This window comes from Actinomadura xylanilytica (assembly GCF_030283145.1).
GTDB classification, from domain to species: Bacteria; Actinomycetota; Actinomycetes; order Streptosporangiales; family Streptosporangiaceae; genus Spirillospora; species Spirillospora xylanilytica.
The window spans coordinates 1,990,557-2,005,633 of the sequence record NZ_JASNWE010000001.1 but is presented as its reverse complement, the minus strand read 5'-3'; the positions used below and the strand labels follow the sequence as shown (position 1 = coordinate 2,005,633).

14 protein-coding genes and 1 tRNA gene are annotated in these 15,077 nt (G+C 71.7%); 8 read left to right on the top strand and 7 right to left on the bottom strand.

Going from position 1 to position 15,077, the window contains the following annotated elements:
• Positions 1–29: 29 nt before the first annotated feature.
• A complete protein-coding gene (locus QP090_RS09305) occupies positions 30–1,268 on the bottom strand; it encodes an acyl-CoA dehydrogenase family protein (protein WP_285938153.1) in 1,239 nt (412 codons plus the stop codon).
• Positions 1,265–2,857, bottom strand: a complete 1,593-nt coding sequence (locus QP090_RS09300; RefSeq protein ID WP_285938152.1) for an AMP-binding protein — start codon at positions 2,855–2,857, stop codon at positions 1,265–1,267. The genes QP090_RS09305 and QP090_RS09300 overlap by 4 nt, the downstream gene beginning before the upstream one ends.
• A gap of 192 nt (positions 2,858–3,049) precedes the next feature.
• On the opposite strand from QP090_RS09300, the gene QP090_RS09295 reads away from it, so the two are divergent.
• Positions 3,050–3,850, top strand: a complete 801-nt coding sequence (locus tag QP090_RS09295; protein ID WP_285938151.1) for a trans-aconitate 2-methyltransferase — start codon at positions 3,050–3,052, stop codon at positions 3,848–3,850.
• A gap of 193 nt (positions 3,851–4,043) precedes the next feature.
• Here QP090_RS09295 and QP090_RS09290 read toward each other — a convergent pair whose 3' ends face one another.
• From QP090_RS09290 to QP090_RS09280, 3 genes are all read right to left on the bottom strand, one after another.
• Positions 4,044–4,364: a hypothetical protein gene (locus tag QP090_RS09290; RefSeq protein WP_285938150.1), complete on the bottom strand. Its 321-nt coding sequence runs from the start codon at positions 4,362–4,364 to the stop codon at positions 4,044–4,046.
• A gap of 75 nt (positions 4,365–4,439) precedes the next feature.
• Complete coding sequence (locus QP090_RS09285) at positions 4,440–5,258, bottom strand: TetR/AcrR family transcriptional regulator (protein ID WP_285938149.1); 819 nt, start codon at positions 5,256–5,258, stop codon at positions 4,440–4,442.
• A 63-nt stretch (positions 5,259–5,321) separates the two neighbouring features.
• Positions 5,322–6,269: an acyl-CoA desaturase gene (locus QP090_RS09280; protein ID WP_285938148.1), complete on the bottom strand. Its 948-nt coding sequence runs from the start codon at positions 6,267–6,269 to the stop codon at positions 5,322–5,324.
• Between the two features lie 391 nt (positions 6,270–6,660).
• Between QP090_RS09280 and QP090_RS09275 the strand changes: the two genes are divergently transcribed.
• From QP090_RS09275 to QP090_RS09245, 7 genes are all read left to right on the top strand, one after another.
• Positions 6,661–6,731 (top strand) — tRNA-Gln (locus QP090_RS09275).
• Positions 6,732–6,979: 248 nt separating this feature from the next.
• A complete protein-coding gene (gene glmU, locus QP090_RS09270; protein WP_285938147.1) occupies positions 6,980–8,458 on the top strand; it encodes a bifunctional UDP-N-acetylglucosamine diphosphorylase/glucosamine-1-phosphate N-acetyltransferase GlmU in 1,479 nt (492 codons plus the stop codon).
• Positions 8,459–8,588: 130 nt separating this feature from the next.
• Positions 8,589–9,569 carry a ribose-phosphate diphosphokinase gene (locus tag QP090_RS09265; protein WP_285938146.1) on the top strand — a complete coding sequence of 327 codons (981 nt, stop codon included), beginning with the start codon at positions 8,589–8,591 and terminating at the stop codon, positions 9,567–9,569.
• 365 nt (positions 9,570–9,934) lie between these two features.
• Positions 9,935–10,552 (top strand): 50S ribosomal protein L25/general stress protein Ctc, encoded by a 618-nt coding sequence (locus QP090_RS09260; protein ID WP_285938145.1) that lies wholly within the window; start codon positions 9,935–9,937, stop codon positions 10,550–10,552.
• 155 nt (positions 10,553–10,707) lie between these two features.
• Entirely contained in the window at positions 10,708–11,286 is a 579-nt protein-coding gene (pth, locus tag QP090_RS09255; RefSeq protein ID WP_285938143.1) for an aminoacyl-tRNA hydrolase, read from the top strand.
• A 189-nt stretch (positions 11,287–11,475) separates the two neighbouring features.
• Positions 11,476–12,951 (top strand): sugar transferase, encoded by a 1,476-nt coding sequence (locus QP090_RS09250; protein ID WP_285938142.1) that lies wholly within the window; start codon positions 11,476–11,478, stop codon positions 12,949–12,951.
• A 13-nt stretch (positions 12,952–12,964) separates the two neighbouring features.
• Complete coding sequence (locus QP090_RS09245; protein ID WP_285938141.1) at positions 12,965–13,585, top strand: TetR/AcrR family transcriptional regulator; 621 nt, start codon at positions 12,965–12,967, stop codon at positions 13,583–13,585.
• A 59-nt stretch (positions 13,586–13,644) separates the two neighbouring features.
• Here QP090_RS09245 and QP090_RS09240 read toward each other — a convergent pair whose 3' ends face one another.
• Both QP090_RS09240 and QP090_RS09235 read right to left on the bottom strand, forming a co-directional pair.
• Positions 13,645–14,205, bottom strand: coding sequence for a carboxymuconolactone decarboxylase family protein (locus tag QP090_RS09240; RefSeq protein ID WP_285938140.1), 561 nt, complete (start codon positions 14,203–14,205; stop codon positions 13,645–13,647).
• A complete protein-coding gene (locus tag QP090_RS09235) occupies positions 14,202–15,032 on the bottom strand; it encodes an SDR family NAD(P)-dependent oxidoreductase (protein WP_285938139.1) in 831 nt (276 codons plus the stop codon). Before QP090_RS09235 ends, QP090_RS09240 begins: the two co-directional genes overlap by 4 nt.
• Positions 15,033–15,077: the final 45 nt, after the last annotated feature.

Genomic DNA, 15,077 nt, shown 5'->3' with positions numbered 1-15,077 from the left:
TGACGGTCGGGCGCGGCCGGGGCCGCCGCTCAGCGGCGGGGCAGGTGCAGGCCCCGGGTGGCGATGACGTTCCGCTGGATCTCGGAGGTGCCGCCGAGGAAGGTGGCGGCGACCGAGTCCAGTCGCATGTGGGTGAAGACGCCGTTCAGCGGCGCGTCGCCGCGCCCCCAGAGCGCGGCGGACCGTCCGAACGCGGCGGCGCCGGTGCGCGCCAGCCGCTGGTGCAGCTCGGCGCCGAAGAGCTGGTTGACCGACGCCTCGTAGCCCGGCTCCTCGCCCGACGCCTGCCGCGACACGGTGTAGCGGGCCAGGTTGTAGAGCACCCGGACCTCGGTGTGGCGGCGGGCGATCTCCCGGCGCAGGGACGTCCCGGCGCCGGTGCGGGCCACCGCGCGTCCCTCGGCCGACCGCAGGTACCCGACCAGCTCGGACAGCGCCTGCTCGTACTTGATCGTCGCGCCGATGCCGGCCCGCTCGAACCCGAGCGCGGTCATGGCGACGTACCAGCCGCGGTTCTCCTCGCCGACCCGGTCGGCCACCGGCACCCGCACGCCCTCGAAGAAGATCTCGCAGAACGGCGCGTCGCCGCGCAGGTCGGTGATGGGACGGATGGTCACGCCGGGCGCGGCGGCGTCGACCAGCAGGAACGTGATGCCGCGGTGCGCGGGCTCGGCGCCCGGATCGGTCCGGACGAGGACGAACAGCTTGTCGGCGTACTGCCCGAGGGACGTCCACACCTTCTGGCCGTCGACCACGTAGACGTCGCCGTCGCGGACGGCGCGGGTGCGCAGCGAGGCCAGGTCCGACCCGGAGCCGGGTTCGGAGAAGCCCTGCGCCCACGTCGTCTCGCCGCGCGCGATGCCCGGCAGGTAGGCGGCCTTCTGCTCCTCGGTGCCGTGCACGAGGAGGGTCGGGCCGAGCAGGAACGCGCCGATGCCGTTCACCGTCGGCACCCGGGCCCGCATCATCTCCTCCTGGAGGATGAACTCCTCCAGCGCCGACAGCCCGGCGCCGCCGTACTCCTCGGGCCAGTGCGGCGCGATCCAGCCGCGCTCGGCGAGCGCCGCGGCCCACGCGCGGGCCCCCTCCCGGCGCTCCGGGTCGTCGCCGACCCGGTCGGCGGGCCAGTTGTAGCCGAGGACGTCCTCGGGCTCCAGGCTGTGCTCGGCCCCGGTGTCGGGCCGGTACCCGGACGGGAACCGGTCGCGGACGAAGGCCCGCGCCTCCGCCCGGAACGCGGCCTCCTCGGCGGTGTCCTCCCAGTTCACTCGGCCTCCTCGGTCCGGTCCCAGGTGGCCGGGGTGATCCCGTGGTCGCCCTGCGCGCGCAGCCGGTACTTGGCGACCTTGTCGGTGGGCGTGCGCGGCAGCTCCGCCACGAACTCCAGGTAGCGGGGGACCATGGACCGCGGCAGCCGCTCCTCGCAGAACGCGATCAGCTCGCCCGGGTCCAGGCCGGTGTCCGGCTGGACGACGACCGAGACCTTGATGTCCTCGTCCTCCAGTTCGGACGGCACGCCGAACGCCGCGCACTCCAGTACCGAGGGATGGGTGTTGATCTCGCACTCCAGGTCGAACGCCGAGATGTTCTCACCGCGGCGGCGGATGGCGTCCTTCATCCGGTCCAGGAAGAAGTAGTAGCCCTCGTCATCCCGCCATACCCGGTCACCGGTGTGAAACCACATGTTCCGGAAACACCGGGTTGTCGCCTCCCAATCGCCGTAATACCCCGTGGTGAGCACGAACGGCTGCTTCGGCCGCAGCACCAGCTCTCCCGGCTCCCCGGGGCCGACCTCGCGGTCGAGGTCGTCGACCACCGCCACCTGGAAGCGCTCGTCGTGCGCCTGCCCGCATGAGCCGAGCCGCCATTCGCCGTACGGGCTGCCGGTGGCGATGCCCGCCTCGGTGCTGGTGTAGGTCTCCACGGCCCGGACGCCGAAGCGCTCGCGCAGGGGCTCGTCCAGGTTGGACTTGCCCATGTAGAACGTCTCCAGCGGATGGTCCTTGTCCTTGGGGGACGGGGGCGCGTTGAGCAGGATCGGCAGCATCGAGAACACGCTCATCGTCACCTGGGCGTCGAAGCGGCGCACGTCGTCCCAGAAGCGGGAGGCGCTGAACCGCTCGACGATCGCGATGGACCCGCCGCCGAGCAGCGCCGACAGCATCCCGTCCCAGAGCGCGGCGGCGTGGAACAGCGGGAGCGGGCAGTAGATCGTCTTGCCCCAGCGGTCCAGGAAGTCCAGCGAGTCCAGCGCGCAGGTCAGCGCGAGCGCGTGCGGGACCATCGCCCCCTTGGACGGCCCCGTGGTGCCGGACGTGTACATGATCGACTGGAGGTCGGAGAAGCGGGCGCCGGACGAGACCGGGTCGTCGCCGTGCGCCAGCAGGCCCGACAGCGGCGTGGCGGGCTTGCCCAGGCCGTCCAGCGGGACGCCGTCCGAGCGGCCCGCCCGGACGATGACGCGGCCGAGGCCGGGCAGCCGGTCCGCCACGTCCGGGAGCCGGTCGGCGTACGGCCCGTCGATGATCAGCCAGCCGGCGTCGGAACTGGCCAGCACGTGCCGGAGCAGCTCGCCGCGGTACTCGATGTTGATCGGGACGGCGACGGCGCCCAGCCGGGCCAGTGCGAAGATCAGGTGGACGAAGTCGGGGCAGTTGGGCAGCATCACGCCGACGTGGTCGCCGCGTCCGACGCCTGCTGCGGCCAGCCCGCGGGCCATCCGGTCGGACATCGAGTCCACCTCGCCGTAGGTGAGCTCGCCTTCCCGGAACTTCAGGAAGGTCTCCGCCCGGTGTGCCCGCGCCTGCGACCGGAGCACGTCCCCGAGGACGAAGCTCTCCAGGGTCTCCTTGCGCATCCGTACCTCCGCTGTCGCTCTCTCGCGGTCGTTCGTGGTGGTGGGTCGCGGCCAGGACACTGTCGATCCGAACACGAAAGGCCAAACCAGGCAACAGGTGCAACAGGGAACAATTTTCTCACCAAGGGCTTCAAGTCCCCCCGCGTGCATGATTGTTGACATCAAGATATGGGGGCGGCATCATGTCTCTTGATGTCGAGACAAGCAGAGGCGCACCCCGCCTGGGACCCCGCGCAGTACGGGGTCTTCGGCGACGAGCGCGGCCGGCCCTTCGCCGACCTGCTCGCCCGGGTCGACCTGGTGCGACCCGCTCTCGTCGTCGACCTCGGCTGCGGCTCGGGCGAGCTGACCGCGAGCCTGGCCGAGCGCTGGCCGGACGCCGTCGTGACCGGTCTCGACGCCTCGCCCGACATGATCGAAGCGGCCCGCGGGCACGCCCTGCGGGGCCGTCTGGAGTTCCGGACCGGCGACGTCGCGGACTGGCGCGCGGACCGGCCGGCCGACCTGATCGTCTCCAACGCGGTGCTCCAGTGGGTGCCCGGGCACACCGCCCTGCTGCCGCGCTGGACCCGCGCGCTGGCCCCCGGCGGCCGGCTGGCCTTCCAGGTGCCCGGCAACTTCGGCGCCCCCAGCCACACCCTGCTGCGCGAGCTCTGCCGGTCGCCCCGCTGGCGCGATGCGCTGGCCGGGACGGTGCGCGACGAACCCGTCCTGGACCCGTCCGGCTACGTGGACCTGCTCGCCAGGGAGGGCTGCCAGGTGGACGCCTGGGAGACCACCTACATCCAAATTTTGCCCGGAGAAGACCCGGTACTGGAATGGGTCAAGGGCACCGCGCTGCGTCCCGTCCTGTCGGCCCTGGGCCCGGCCGACACCGCCGAGTTCCTCGACGCCTACCGCGACAGCCTGCGGGACGCCTACCCGCGCACCCCCTACGGCACCGTCTTCCCGTTCCGGCGCGTCTTCGTCGTGGCAGGGCGCCCTGGACCCTAGACGCGATGCCGCCCGCCGTACGAGGGAAGCGACTCGTTCCCCTGCGGTGTGCCAGCTCGAACGGCGGGCGGCATCCGACCCGGCCGCGCGAAGACGCACGCACGATCGCGGCGCGCGCGGCCCCACCGACCCCGGCATCGTGACCCGAAGCCGGTGACCCCAGCCGGTGGCCGCCCGGACGAACTCCGGACGGTCACCGGCACACGTCTTTTCGAAGGGCCGAAGGGGACGGGCGGGCCTCTGCAGCCTGGTGGTCGCGTCCGCCGGGCGCGACGTCAGCGCCGGTGCGGATCTCGACCTCCCAGTCGACCAGGACGGCGTGCAGGCGGCGCAGCAGGCGCCGGAGCTCGGCGACGTGGTCGTGGCCGCGGGCCGAGTGGCGGAAGGCGTTGGCCGCGGCGCGGCGGGCCTCCTCCAGGATCCAGAGCGACTCGTCCAGATCGCGGAGGAAGTCCAGCGCGCAGTCGTCGGCCTGGGTGTCGCGGTCGGCCCGGCGGCCGGTCGTCGGCGTCATCGGGGCCCTCCTCTCGGACTGGTCCCGAGAGTAGGACGAGGGTGTGACAGTTCGCGCCGGAGTGGTGACCGAGGGTCAGTGCCGCGGAGTCGCCTCGGGGGTCTCCTCATGGGCCTCGTCGGCGGACTCCTCAGAGGCATCGTCGCGGCGGCCCTTGCGCTGGGCCTTCTCCGCCTTGGCCGCGGCCTTCTCCTCGGCCTTCTCGGCCTTGTGCGCCGCCTTCTCGGCGCGCTTCTCCAGCCGTTCGAGCTCCTTGCGGCGGCGGCGCGGGTCGAGCGAGGGGCGCGACTCCAGGCCGGACAGGCCGTTCCAGGCGAGGTTCACCACGTGCGCGGCGACCTCCTCGCGCTTGGGCTTGCGCACGTCCAGCCACCACTGCCCGGTGAGCGCGACCATGCCGACCAGCATCTGCGCGTACATCGGCGAGAACCGGTCGTCGTACTCGTGCCGGTCGAACTCCTGGGCGAGGATGTGCTCGACCTCGCCGGCGATCTCGCTGAGCAGGCTGGCGTAGCTGCCGGTGCCGGTGCCGCCGTGCGAGTCGCGCACCAGGATGCGGAAGCCGTCCGGGTGCTCCTCGATGTACTCCAGCAGTGCGAGCGCGGCCTTCTCGAGCTTGCTGCGGTAGTGGATCGCGGAGTTGAGGGCCTCGGTGACCAGGCTGAGCAGTCGTTCGAACTCGCGGTCGACCACGACGGCGTAGAGGCCCTCCTTGCCGCCGAAGTGCTCGTACACCACGGGCTTGGAGACACCCGCCGCGGAGGCGATCTCCTCCACCGAGGTGCCGTCCAGGCCGCGCTCGGCGAACAGTGCCCGGCCGATGTCGAGCAGCTGCTCACGTCTTTCCTTGCCGGTCATCCGCTTCCTGCGGGACCGGGGGGCGGGTTCTGTCACGGTGTCAATTGTGGCGCTCACTCGTACCGTTCGCATTGCTGAGTGGAAGGGGGGGATGCCACATCATGCCTGCTTCGTCCGCTTGGCGAGGCGTTCGGCGTCCGGCCAGCGGACGTCGCGGGCCCAGCCGGCCTTCTCGAACGTCCAGATGACGCGGGCGCTGATGTCGACCTGCCCCTTGAGGACGCCGTGACGCGCGCAGGTCGGGTCGGCGTGGTGCAGGTTGTGCCAGGACTCGCCGAGCGACGGGATGGCGAGCCACCACACGTTGCGGGACTTGTCGCGGACCTCGAAGTCCTCCTTGCCGAACGTGTGGCAGATGGAGTTGATCGACCAGGTCACGTGGTGCACCAGGGTGGTCCGGACGAAGCCCGCCCAGAACAGCGCGGTCAGCGCGCCGAGCCAGGACATGGTGAGCAGCCCGCCGAGCGCGGCCGGGAGCAGGAACGACACCGCGACCAGCCCGGGGAACCACCGGTGCACGCGGACGATGTCGCGGTCGTTCAGCAGGTCCTTGGCGAAGCGCGGCTTGGACGTGCGGTTGCTGTTGAACAGCCAGCCGTAGTGCGCCCAGACCAGGCCCTTGGCCAGGGCCTTCCAGTCGTTACCGAAGCGCCACGGCGAGTGCGGGTCCATCTCCTTGTCGGAGTGCTTGTGGTGGCGCCGGTGGTCGGCGACCCAGGTGATGACCGGCCCCTCCATCGCCAGGCCCCCCGCGATCGCCAGGAAGATCTTCAGCGGGCGGCCCGCCTTGAACGAGCCGTGCGTGAAGTAGCGGTGGTAGCCGACGGTGATGCCGCCGGCCGAGACGAAGTAGAAGACCGCGGTGAGGAGCACGTCGCTCCAGCCGAGGAAGCTGCCCCACGCGAGCGGAACCGCCGCGAACAGGGCCAGGAACGGGACCCCGGTGAACAGGGCGATGAGTAGGCGTTCGGCGTTGCCCCGCGGCTCCGGGTCGATCTCTGGACGGCCCTGTGGGCGAGGGGGATCGAGGATGGGGGCTGTAGTCATTGCGTCACCGCTTCCTGCTACTCGGGGCAGCCGTACTTACGCCAACGTAACCTACGGTTGCGTAGGTTGGACAGCATCGAATCGTAAATTCGGTGATTTTTCGGTCTCAAGGACATGAAACTCTGCGGAGGGTCAGACCGGTGTCACGCGGATGTGAAGAGAGCTCGTGAAATGGTTCTCGGCCAGGTCAAACGACCGGGCCCCGCCGATGGTTCGCCCGCCGGGCCCCGGTGGACGGCGCGTTCCCGGGGGCGGTCCCGCGGCCGTCCGTCGAGGGGCCGGCCCCGGACCGATCCCCGCCTAACGGATGGGGGAGTGGTGGCGGAACCGGTATCGTGAGGACCGGCCTGGACGGCTCCCCAGAGTGGGAGGTTTGTCCGGGTTTGGCCTTTCCCGGGTCGTCTAAGGGCAGGACTGGTCGTTTTGGTCGATCGTATGGGGGTTCGAATCCTCCCCCGGGAGCAGGGTGCCCGATGTGCCGTCCGGCGGCCCCGGGCCCGCCGGACGGCGGGCTCCGGAAGGTCCGATCGTGACCGCGGGGGACCGGCGGGGTGACAGGTCCCGGCTGGGCGGTATCCTTCGGTTGTCGGGCGTGCCCATGCCCCTGCCGGAACGTCGTTTAGGCAGGTAGGCGGCGTATTGGACGGTCCAAGTGGGGCCGTCGGTTCCGCACCCGACCGAACCCGTCCGCGATGCCGAGGAGCCTCTTCGTGGCTGCCTGCCGTACACGGAGCCGGGCCGCCCGCCCGGCCGCCGTAATCGTCCTCGCCGCGGGCGAGGGCACCCGGATGAAGTCCCGTACTTCCAAAGTGCTGCACGAGCTGTGCGGGCGCAGCATGGTCGGCCATGTGCTGGCCGCCGCCCGCGAACTTGAACCCGAACGCCTCGTGGTGGTGGTCGGGCACCGCCGCGAACAGGTCGTCGCCCACCTCGCCGAGCACGTCCCGGACGCCGAACCGGTCGTCCAGGAGCGGCAGGGCGGCACCGGGCACGCCGTCCGGACGACCCTGGAGCAGACCGGCGACCTGCGCGGCACCGTCGTGGTCACCAACGGCGACCATCCGCTGCTGCGCGGCGAGACGCTCGCCGAACTGGTCGCCACGCACGAGGCCGACGGCAACGCCGTCACCGTCCTCACCACCGAGATGCCCGACGCCACCGGCTACGGCCGCATGATCCGCGCGGCCGACGGGTCGGTCAGCGCGATCGTCGAGCACAAGGACGCCACCGCCGAGCAGCGCGCCGTCAACGAGATCAACGTCGGCATGTACGCCTTCGACGGGGCCCTGCTGGCCGCGGCGCTCAAGCGGGTCACCACCGACAACGCCAACGGCGAGGAGTACCTCACCGACGTCGTGGCGATCCTGCGCGGCGACGGCCACCGGGCCGGGGCGCACCGCGCCGCCGACTGGGTCGAGACGCAGGGCGTCAACGACAAGGTGCAGCTCGCGCAGGCCCGCCGACAGCTCAACGACCGGATCCTGGAGGCCCACATGCGGGCCGGGGTCACCATCGTCGACCCGGCCACCACCTGGATCGACGTGCAGGTCAGCGCCGAGCCCGACGCGATCGTCCACCCGGCGACCCAGCTGCACGGCCGCACCCACCTGGGCGAGGGCGCCCGAGTGGGGCCGGGCTGCACGCTGACCGACACCAGGGTCGGCGCGGACGCCACCGTGGTCAACGCCGTCTGCGTCGAGGCCGAGATCGGCCCGCAGGCGTCCGTCGGCCCCTACGCCTACCTGCGCCCGGGAACCCGGCTGGCCCGCAAGGCCAAGGCGGGCACCTATGTGGAGATGAAGAACGCGCAGGTCGGCGAGGGCAGCAAGGTGCCGCACCTGACCTATGTCGGCGATGCCGAGATCGGCACCGGCTCCAACATCGGGGCCAGTTCGGTGTTCGTCAACTACGACGGCGTCACCAAGAGCCGCAGCGTGATCGGCGACCACGTCAAGGTCGGCAGCGACAACATGATCGTCGCTCCGGTCACGGTCGGCGACGGCGCCTACACCGCCGCCGGATCGGTGATCGTGCAGGACGTCCCGCCCGGGGCGATGGCGGTCGCCCGCGGACGGCAGCGCAACATCGCGGGGTGGGTCGAGCGCAAGCGCGCCGGCACCCCCGCCGCCGACGCGGCCCGCCGGGCCCGCGACGACGCGGCCGGTGAGCACGCCGCGGGCGGCGACTGACGCCCCGCCTCCCGCCGCGTCCGGCGGGACGACAGGCAACCCGCGCATCGCGGAGTCGACTCTTGCGATGCGTGGGGAGTGGGGACAACACCCACGAGAAGCACGTTCCATTTAGGGGGAGTTGTCAGAGGTGAGTGGGATCAAAGCGAGTGGCCAGAAGAAGCTCATGCTCTTCACCGGCCGAGCCCACCCGGACCTGGCCAAGGAAGTAGCCGACAACCTCCACGTCGAACTCACGCCGACCTCCGCGTATGACTTCGCCAACGGCGAGACGTTCGTACGGTTCCTGGAGTCGGTCCGTGGTTCCGATGCCTTCGTGATCCAGAGCCACACAGCTCCCATCAACCAATGGATCATGGAGCAGCTGATCATGGTGGACGCGCTCAAGCGCGCGTCGGCCAAGCGGATCACCGTGGTGGCGCCGTTCTTCGGATATGCCCGCCAGGACAAGAAGCACCGTGGCCGTGAGCCGATCTCGGCGCGGCTGATGGCCGACCTGTTCAAGACCGCGGGCGCCGACCGGCTGATCACCGTGGACCTGCACACCGCGCAGATCCAGGGCTTCTTCGACGGTCCGGTCGACCACCTGTTCGCGCTGGACCTGCTGGCCTCGCACTTCGAGAGCCGGCTGGACACCTCGCAGGTCACCGTGGTCGCGCCGGACGCCGGCCGGGTCCGGGTGACCGAGCGGTGGAGCGACCGGCTGGGCGGGGTGCCGATGGCGATCATCCACAAGAAGCGCGATCCGGATGTGGCCAACGAGGTCAAGGTCTTCGACGTGGTCGGCGAGGTCGAGGGCCGGACCTGCGTGGTGGTGGACGACATGATCGACACCGGCGGCACCATCGTCAAGGCCGCCGAGGCGCTGTTCGAGCAGGGCGCGGCCCGGGTCGTGGTCGCGGCGACGCACGGCGTGCTGTCGGGGCCGGCCGTCGACCGGCTGAAGAACTCCCGGATCTCCGAGGTGGTGCTCACCAACACGCTGCCGATCCCCGAGGAGAAGCAGTTCGACAAGCTGACCGTGCTGCCGATCGCGCCGCTCGTCGCGCGGGCGATCAACGAGGTGTTCAGCGACGGCTCGGTGACCAGCCTCTTCGGCGGGCACAGCTGAACCCGCGGCCGAACCCGCGGCCGACCGCACCCGGCTGAACGGGGCCGTCCGGCCCGCGTCCGTCCATCCGTGCCCGGGACCGCGTGACGGCGGTCCCGGGCACGGGCGCGTCCGGGGCCCGCCGCCGTTCGGGCCGCCGCCGTTCGGGGCCGCTGGCGTTCGGGTGTGCGACGATCGGCTAGACTTGACCAATCCGCGTATGTCCCGGGTCGTTCAGTGCGGTTCCTCCACCGGTCCCGCACTCCCCGGGGAACGCAAAGAATCTTCGAGGCGCCTGACGCGTCGAGCATCGCCTGATTCGCTCTGTCCGTAGCGGACGTCCATGCCGGACGGCCGTGGATCGCAACAAACGAGGAGTTTCCGCCGTGTCCGAGGTACGCATTGCCGCCGAGCCGCGCACCGAGTTCGGTAAGGGTGCCGCGCGGCGCACCCGCCGGGCCGGCAAGGTGCCCGCCGTCATCTATGGTCACGGCACCGACCCGCAGCACATCTCGCTTCCCGGGCACGAGCTGATGCTCGCCCTGAAGACCCCCAACGTGCTGCTCACCCTCGAGGGCGTCGGCGCCGGCAGCGAGCTGGCCCTGCCCAAGGACGTGCAGCGCGACCCGATCAAGGGCTTCCTGAAGCACGTCGACCTGCTGGTGGTCAAGCGCGGCGAGAAGGTCGTCGTCGACCTGCCGATCAGCATCGTCGGCGACGTGGTGGCGGGCGGCCGGCTGGTCCAGCCCGAGGTGCAGATCTCGATCGAGGCCGAGGCCACCCACATTCCCCAGGAGGTCGAGCTCCACATCGCCGGCCTGGAGATCGACACGCAGGTGCTGGCCAAGGACCTCAAGCTCCCCGCGGGCGCGACTCTGGCCGCCGACGAGGACATTCTGATCGTTCAGATCGTCGACGCGACCGTCTCCACCGAGCCGGCCGCGGCCGAGGGCGAGGGCGCCGAGGGCGAAGGCACCGAGGGCGAGGGCGAGGGCGCCGAGTAGGCGGCCCCCCCCCAGGCGAGACGGCCGCCGATCGCGGCGACCGTCCGACCGACACGGTTTTCCACGGCCTCCGCCGGTGCGCGCACCGGCGGAGGCCGTGCACGTCCGCGGGCCGGGGCCGTCCCCGGAGACACAGCGGTTGAAAGGGAGTACCGGTGAGCGCGGATCTCTGGCTGGTCGTGGGCCTCGGCAACCCGGGCCCGTCGTACGCCGGGAACCGGCACAACGCCGGGTTCATGGTGCTCGACGTGCTGGCCGGACGGGCCGGCGGGCGGTTCAAGTCGCACCGGTCGCGGTCGGAGGTGCTGGAGGGACGGCTCGCGGGCGCCCGCGTGGTGCTGGCCAAGCCGCGCACGTTCATGAACGAGTCGGGCGGGCCGGTGAAGGGCCTCCGCGACTTCTACAAGGTGCCGGTCGAGCGGCTCGTCGTGGTGCACGACGAGCTGGACGTCCCGTACGGGACGCTGCGGCTCAAGCAGGGCGGCGGTGACAACGGTCACAACGGGTTGCGTTCTATCACCCGATCGCTGGGTGGAGACAAGAATTACCTGCGGGTCAGGTTCGGAGTGGGGCGACCACCCGGCCGGATGGATCCGGCGGCGTTCGTTCTGAAGGATTTCTCGGCCGCCGAACGCAGGGAACTCGAGCTGAACGTCGATCGCACCGCCGACGCCGTCGAGGGAGTGCTCACCGGCGGTCTCGAGGCCGCGCAGAACACTTTCCACGCCGGTTGACCGCTCCGCAGGGGGGCGCCCGCGCGGCCGGGAGCGGCCGGTGCCGCATGGCTCCCGCCGAGGGGCAGGCGAACGTAAGATGCATCACACGCGGGCTTGGGATGTCGTGTGAACCCCGCGTGCCACTCGGCCGTCTTCGGGGTGGAACGTGTGTGACGGGGCGCGCGTGTCAGGAGTTGGTGAGGTGTTATGGCCGTCGTTGACAAGGTCCGGCATGATTCGGCGGCCGGCCACGAGCAACGGCGCGTCCAAGCGCCGAGCTGGAGCGGGTGGTATCGCCGCTTCGCCGGCGGGCTCGACTTCTTCAGCATGCTGATGGCCGGAGTGATCGCCTTCCTGCTCCGCTTTCCCGGCATTCCAGGCGATCCGACCGTACCGTATGTCGCCCTGACGGTCGCGCTGCCCGTGCTGTGGCTGCTCACCCTGATGCTGTGCCGGGCCTACCAGCCGCGGTACATCGGCGTCGGGTACGAGGAGTTCCGCCGGGTCCTGCACGCCGGGTTCATCCTCACCGCGTCCGTCGCGATCGTGGCGTACGCGACCAAGACCGAGGTCGCCCGCGGGTACGTGGTGATGGCGTTGCCGTTCGGCACGTTCCTCAACCTGGTGGCGCGCTACCGGCTGCGCAAGTGGCTGCACCGCAAGCGGTGGAACGGCGACTGCATGCGGCGGGTCGTCGCGGTGGGGCACCGCACGTCGGTCGCCGACCTGATCAAGCTGCTCCGGCAGAAGCGCTACCACGGCATGGACATCGTCGCGATCTGCCTGCCGCCCGCGCTCGCCGCCGGCGACGACGCGATCGGCGAGGTCGAGGGCGTGCCGGTGCTCGGCCACTTCGGCCAGGCGGCGGCGGTGGTCGACCAGGTCGGCGCCGACTCGGTCGCGGTGCTGGCCTGCCCCGAGATGGACGGGTCCGCGCTGCGCCGGCTGGCCTGGCAGATCGAGCGCGACGACGTCGAGCTGGTGGTCGCGCCCGCGCTGATGGACGTCACCGGGCCGCGGATCTCGATCCGGCCGGTGTCGGGGCTGCCGCTGCTGCACGTCGAGCACCCCGAGCTGGACGGCGGCCGGAAGGTCGTCAAGAGCCTGTTCGACCGGACCGGGGCGCTCGCCGGGCTGGTGCTGCTCAGCCCGCTGCTGCTGCTCGTCGCGTTCCTGATCAAGGTGACCACCAGCGGGCCGGTGCTGTTCCGGCAGGTCCGGGTGGGCCGCGGCGGGCGGCACTTCACCGTGCTGAAGTTCCGCACGATGGTGACCGACGCCGAGGACCGCAAGGTCGAGCTGCGCCAGCACAACGACAACGACGGCGTGCTGTTCAAGATCAAGGAGGACCCGCGGATCACCCGGGTCGGCCGCCGGCTGCGCCGCTACTCGCTGGACGAGCTGCCGCAGCTGATCAACGTGGTGCGCGGCGACATGTCGCTGGTCGGGCCGCGTCCGCCGCTGCCCGAGGAGGTCGCCCAGTACGGCGGCGACGTCTACCGGCGGCTGGTCGTCCGGCCGGGGCTGACCGGGCTCTGGCAGGTGAGCGGGCGCTCCGACCTGACTTGGGAGGAGTCGGTCCGGCTCGACCTGCGGTACGTCGACAACTGGTCCCTGGCGCTCGACCTCCAGATCATGTGGAAGACCTGGTCGGCGGTGGTCCGCGGCTCCGGCGCCTACTAGTTAGGGTGAGATCGTGACCACGTCCGTTCCACGCAGACTGCCGCGTGGCCGGCACGCGCTGTCCCGCGAGGAGGTCGCCCGCGCGCAGCGCGGCCGGCTGATCGCGGCGATGGCCGAGGCGATGAGCGAGCAGGGCTTCGTCAACACCTCGGTGGGCGATGTGCTCAAGCGCGCCGGAGTCTCGCGGCAGAGCTTCTACCAGCTGTTCTCGTCCAAGCTCGACTGCTTCATGGCGGCCTTCGACGAGGCGACCCGGCGGCTGGAGGAGCGGCTCGACGCGGTGGTGTCGGGACCGGGCGGGCCGTTGGAGCGATTCGAGCGGGGCATCACCACCTACGTCGAGATGCTGGCCCGCGAGCCGGCCTACGCGCGGCTGTTCGTCGTGGAGGTGTACGCGGCGGGTCCGGAGGCGCTGGCCCGTCGGGCCGAGTTCCAGGAGCGGCTGTCCGGTCTGCTGGCGCCGGTGCTGGAGGCGCCCGGCGAGGAGGGCCGGTTCGGCTGCCGGGCGATCGTGGCGGCGGTCAGCAGCATGGTGACCGTCCCGCTGCTCGACGGCGACGCCGGTGCGCTGCGCGAGTTGGGGACGCGCATCAACGCGCATGTGCGCACGCTCAAGGAACACGGCGTCCTGTAGCCCCGCGAGCGCGGGTCCGCCGGTTCCGCGAGCGCGGTCCCTGAGGGGCTCGTCCCGGGTCAGCGGCGCTTGCGGAGGAACGGGCGGCGCGGGGGGTCCGGCTCGATGCGCAGGGCGGTGATGACGGTGGCCAGCATCTCGTAGTGCCCGGCCAGCATGCACAGCTCGACGCACTCGGGCTCGACGAGGTGCGCGCGCAGGAGCGCCCAGGTGGCGTCGTCGAGGTCCTGGTGCTCGTGCAGGTGGTCGATCGCGGTCAGCAGCGCGCGCTCCCGGGGCGTCCAGCCTTCGGCGCCGGGGCCGGAGGTGATCCGCTCGACCTCGGCGGGGCCGATTCCGGCCCGGCGGCCGAGCCGGACGTGGTGGTCGAACTCGTACCGGCACGCGCGCAGGTGCGCGACGCGCAGGATGACCAGCTCGCTCTCGCGGCGCGGCAGCCGCCCGCCGGGCATCAGCGTCCCGGCGAACCACAGCCAGGCGGGGAAGAGCCGGCGGTGCCGGCCGAGGGTGCGGAACAGGTTCGGCGGGCCGGTCCCGGCGACCAGTCCCGAGACGCGGGTGAGCGCCCAGGCGAGCGGGCCGATGTCGGCCGGCCCGCCGGGGCGGACGCGGGCGGTCACGGGACGTCCGGCTGCTCGGTGGTGAGCGCGACCCGCTCGTCCCGGGCGATCTCCAGGGCCTCGCGCAGCCGTCCCTGGACGACGTGGTCGATCACGGGCTGTGCGAGCATCCGGGCGGGCAGCACGGCCGCGACCCACCAGGGCGCCACGACGCGGGCCGACCGCCAGGCGATGCCGCGCTCCAGCGCGTCGATCCCGGCCTTGAGCGGGGTGACGCGGGAGACGCGGGAGATCGCGGTGCCGGAGCCGAGCAGCGTCTCGGCCGCGCGGGTGCCGAATCCCCGGCTGGTCATGTCGGTGTCGAGCTCGGCGAAGTAGGCCACGCCGGCGCGTGCGCCGTAGGGGCGCAGCTCGCTGCGCAGGGTGTTGCCGAGCGCCTCGACGGCGGCCTTGGACGCGCTGTAGGCGCCGAGCAGCGGCAGGTTGGCCGCCGCGGCGGCCGACGCGACCGCCAGGGCGTAGCCGCGCGGGTGCGCGATGTGCGGGCCAGCGATGCTCAGGGTGTTGTAGGTGCCGAGCACGTTGACCCGCATCGTGCGCTCCATCACCCCCGGGTCGCCGCCGATCATCGGCAGCTGCGCGGCGACGCCCGCGTTGGCGACGACCGCGTCCAGGCCGCCGAGGGCGCGCACCGTTCCGGCGACCGCCGCTTCGACCTGGGCGCGGTCGGTCACGTCGCAGGGCCACCACGGCGCGTCCCCGCAGCGGGCGGCGACGGCGGCGAGGGCGTCCGGTTCCAGCCCGGCCAGCGCCACCCGGGCGCCGCGGGCGTGCAGCCGTTCGGCCAGCGCCGCGCCGATGCCGCGGGCGGCCCCGGTGATCAGCACTCGGCGGCCCGTGAGTGAGGGCGTGCGATCGATTCGTCCCACTAT

Excerpts from the sequence above, each read along its gene's own strand:
- QP090_RS09290 (WP_285938150.1), bottom strand. The coding sequence starts at position 4,364 with ATGACGCCGACGACCGGCCGCCGGGCCGACCGCGACACCCAGGCCGAC.
- QP090_RS09280 (WP_285938148.1), bottom strand. The coding sequence starts at position 6,269 with ATGACTACAGCCCCCATCCTCGATCCCCCTCGCCCACAGGGCCGTCCA.
- QP090_RS09295 (WP_285938151.1), top strand. The coding sequence starts at position 3,050 with ATGTCGAGACAAGCAGAGGCGCACCCCGCCTGGGACCCCGCGCAGTAC.
- QP090_RS09300 (WP_285938152.1), bottom strand. The coding sequence starts at position 2,857 with ATGCGCAAGGAGACCCTGGAGAGCTTCGTCCTCGGGGACGTGCTCCGG.
- QP090_RS09250 (WP_285938142.1), top strand. The coding sequence starts at position 11,476 with ATGGCCGTCGTTGACAAGGTCCGGCATGATTCGGCGGCCGGCCACGAG.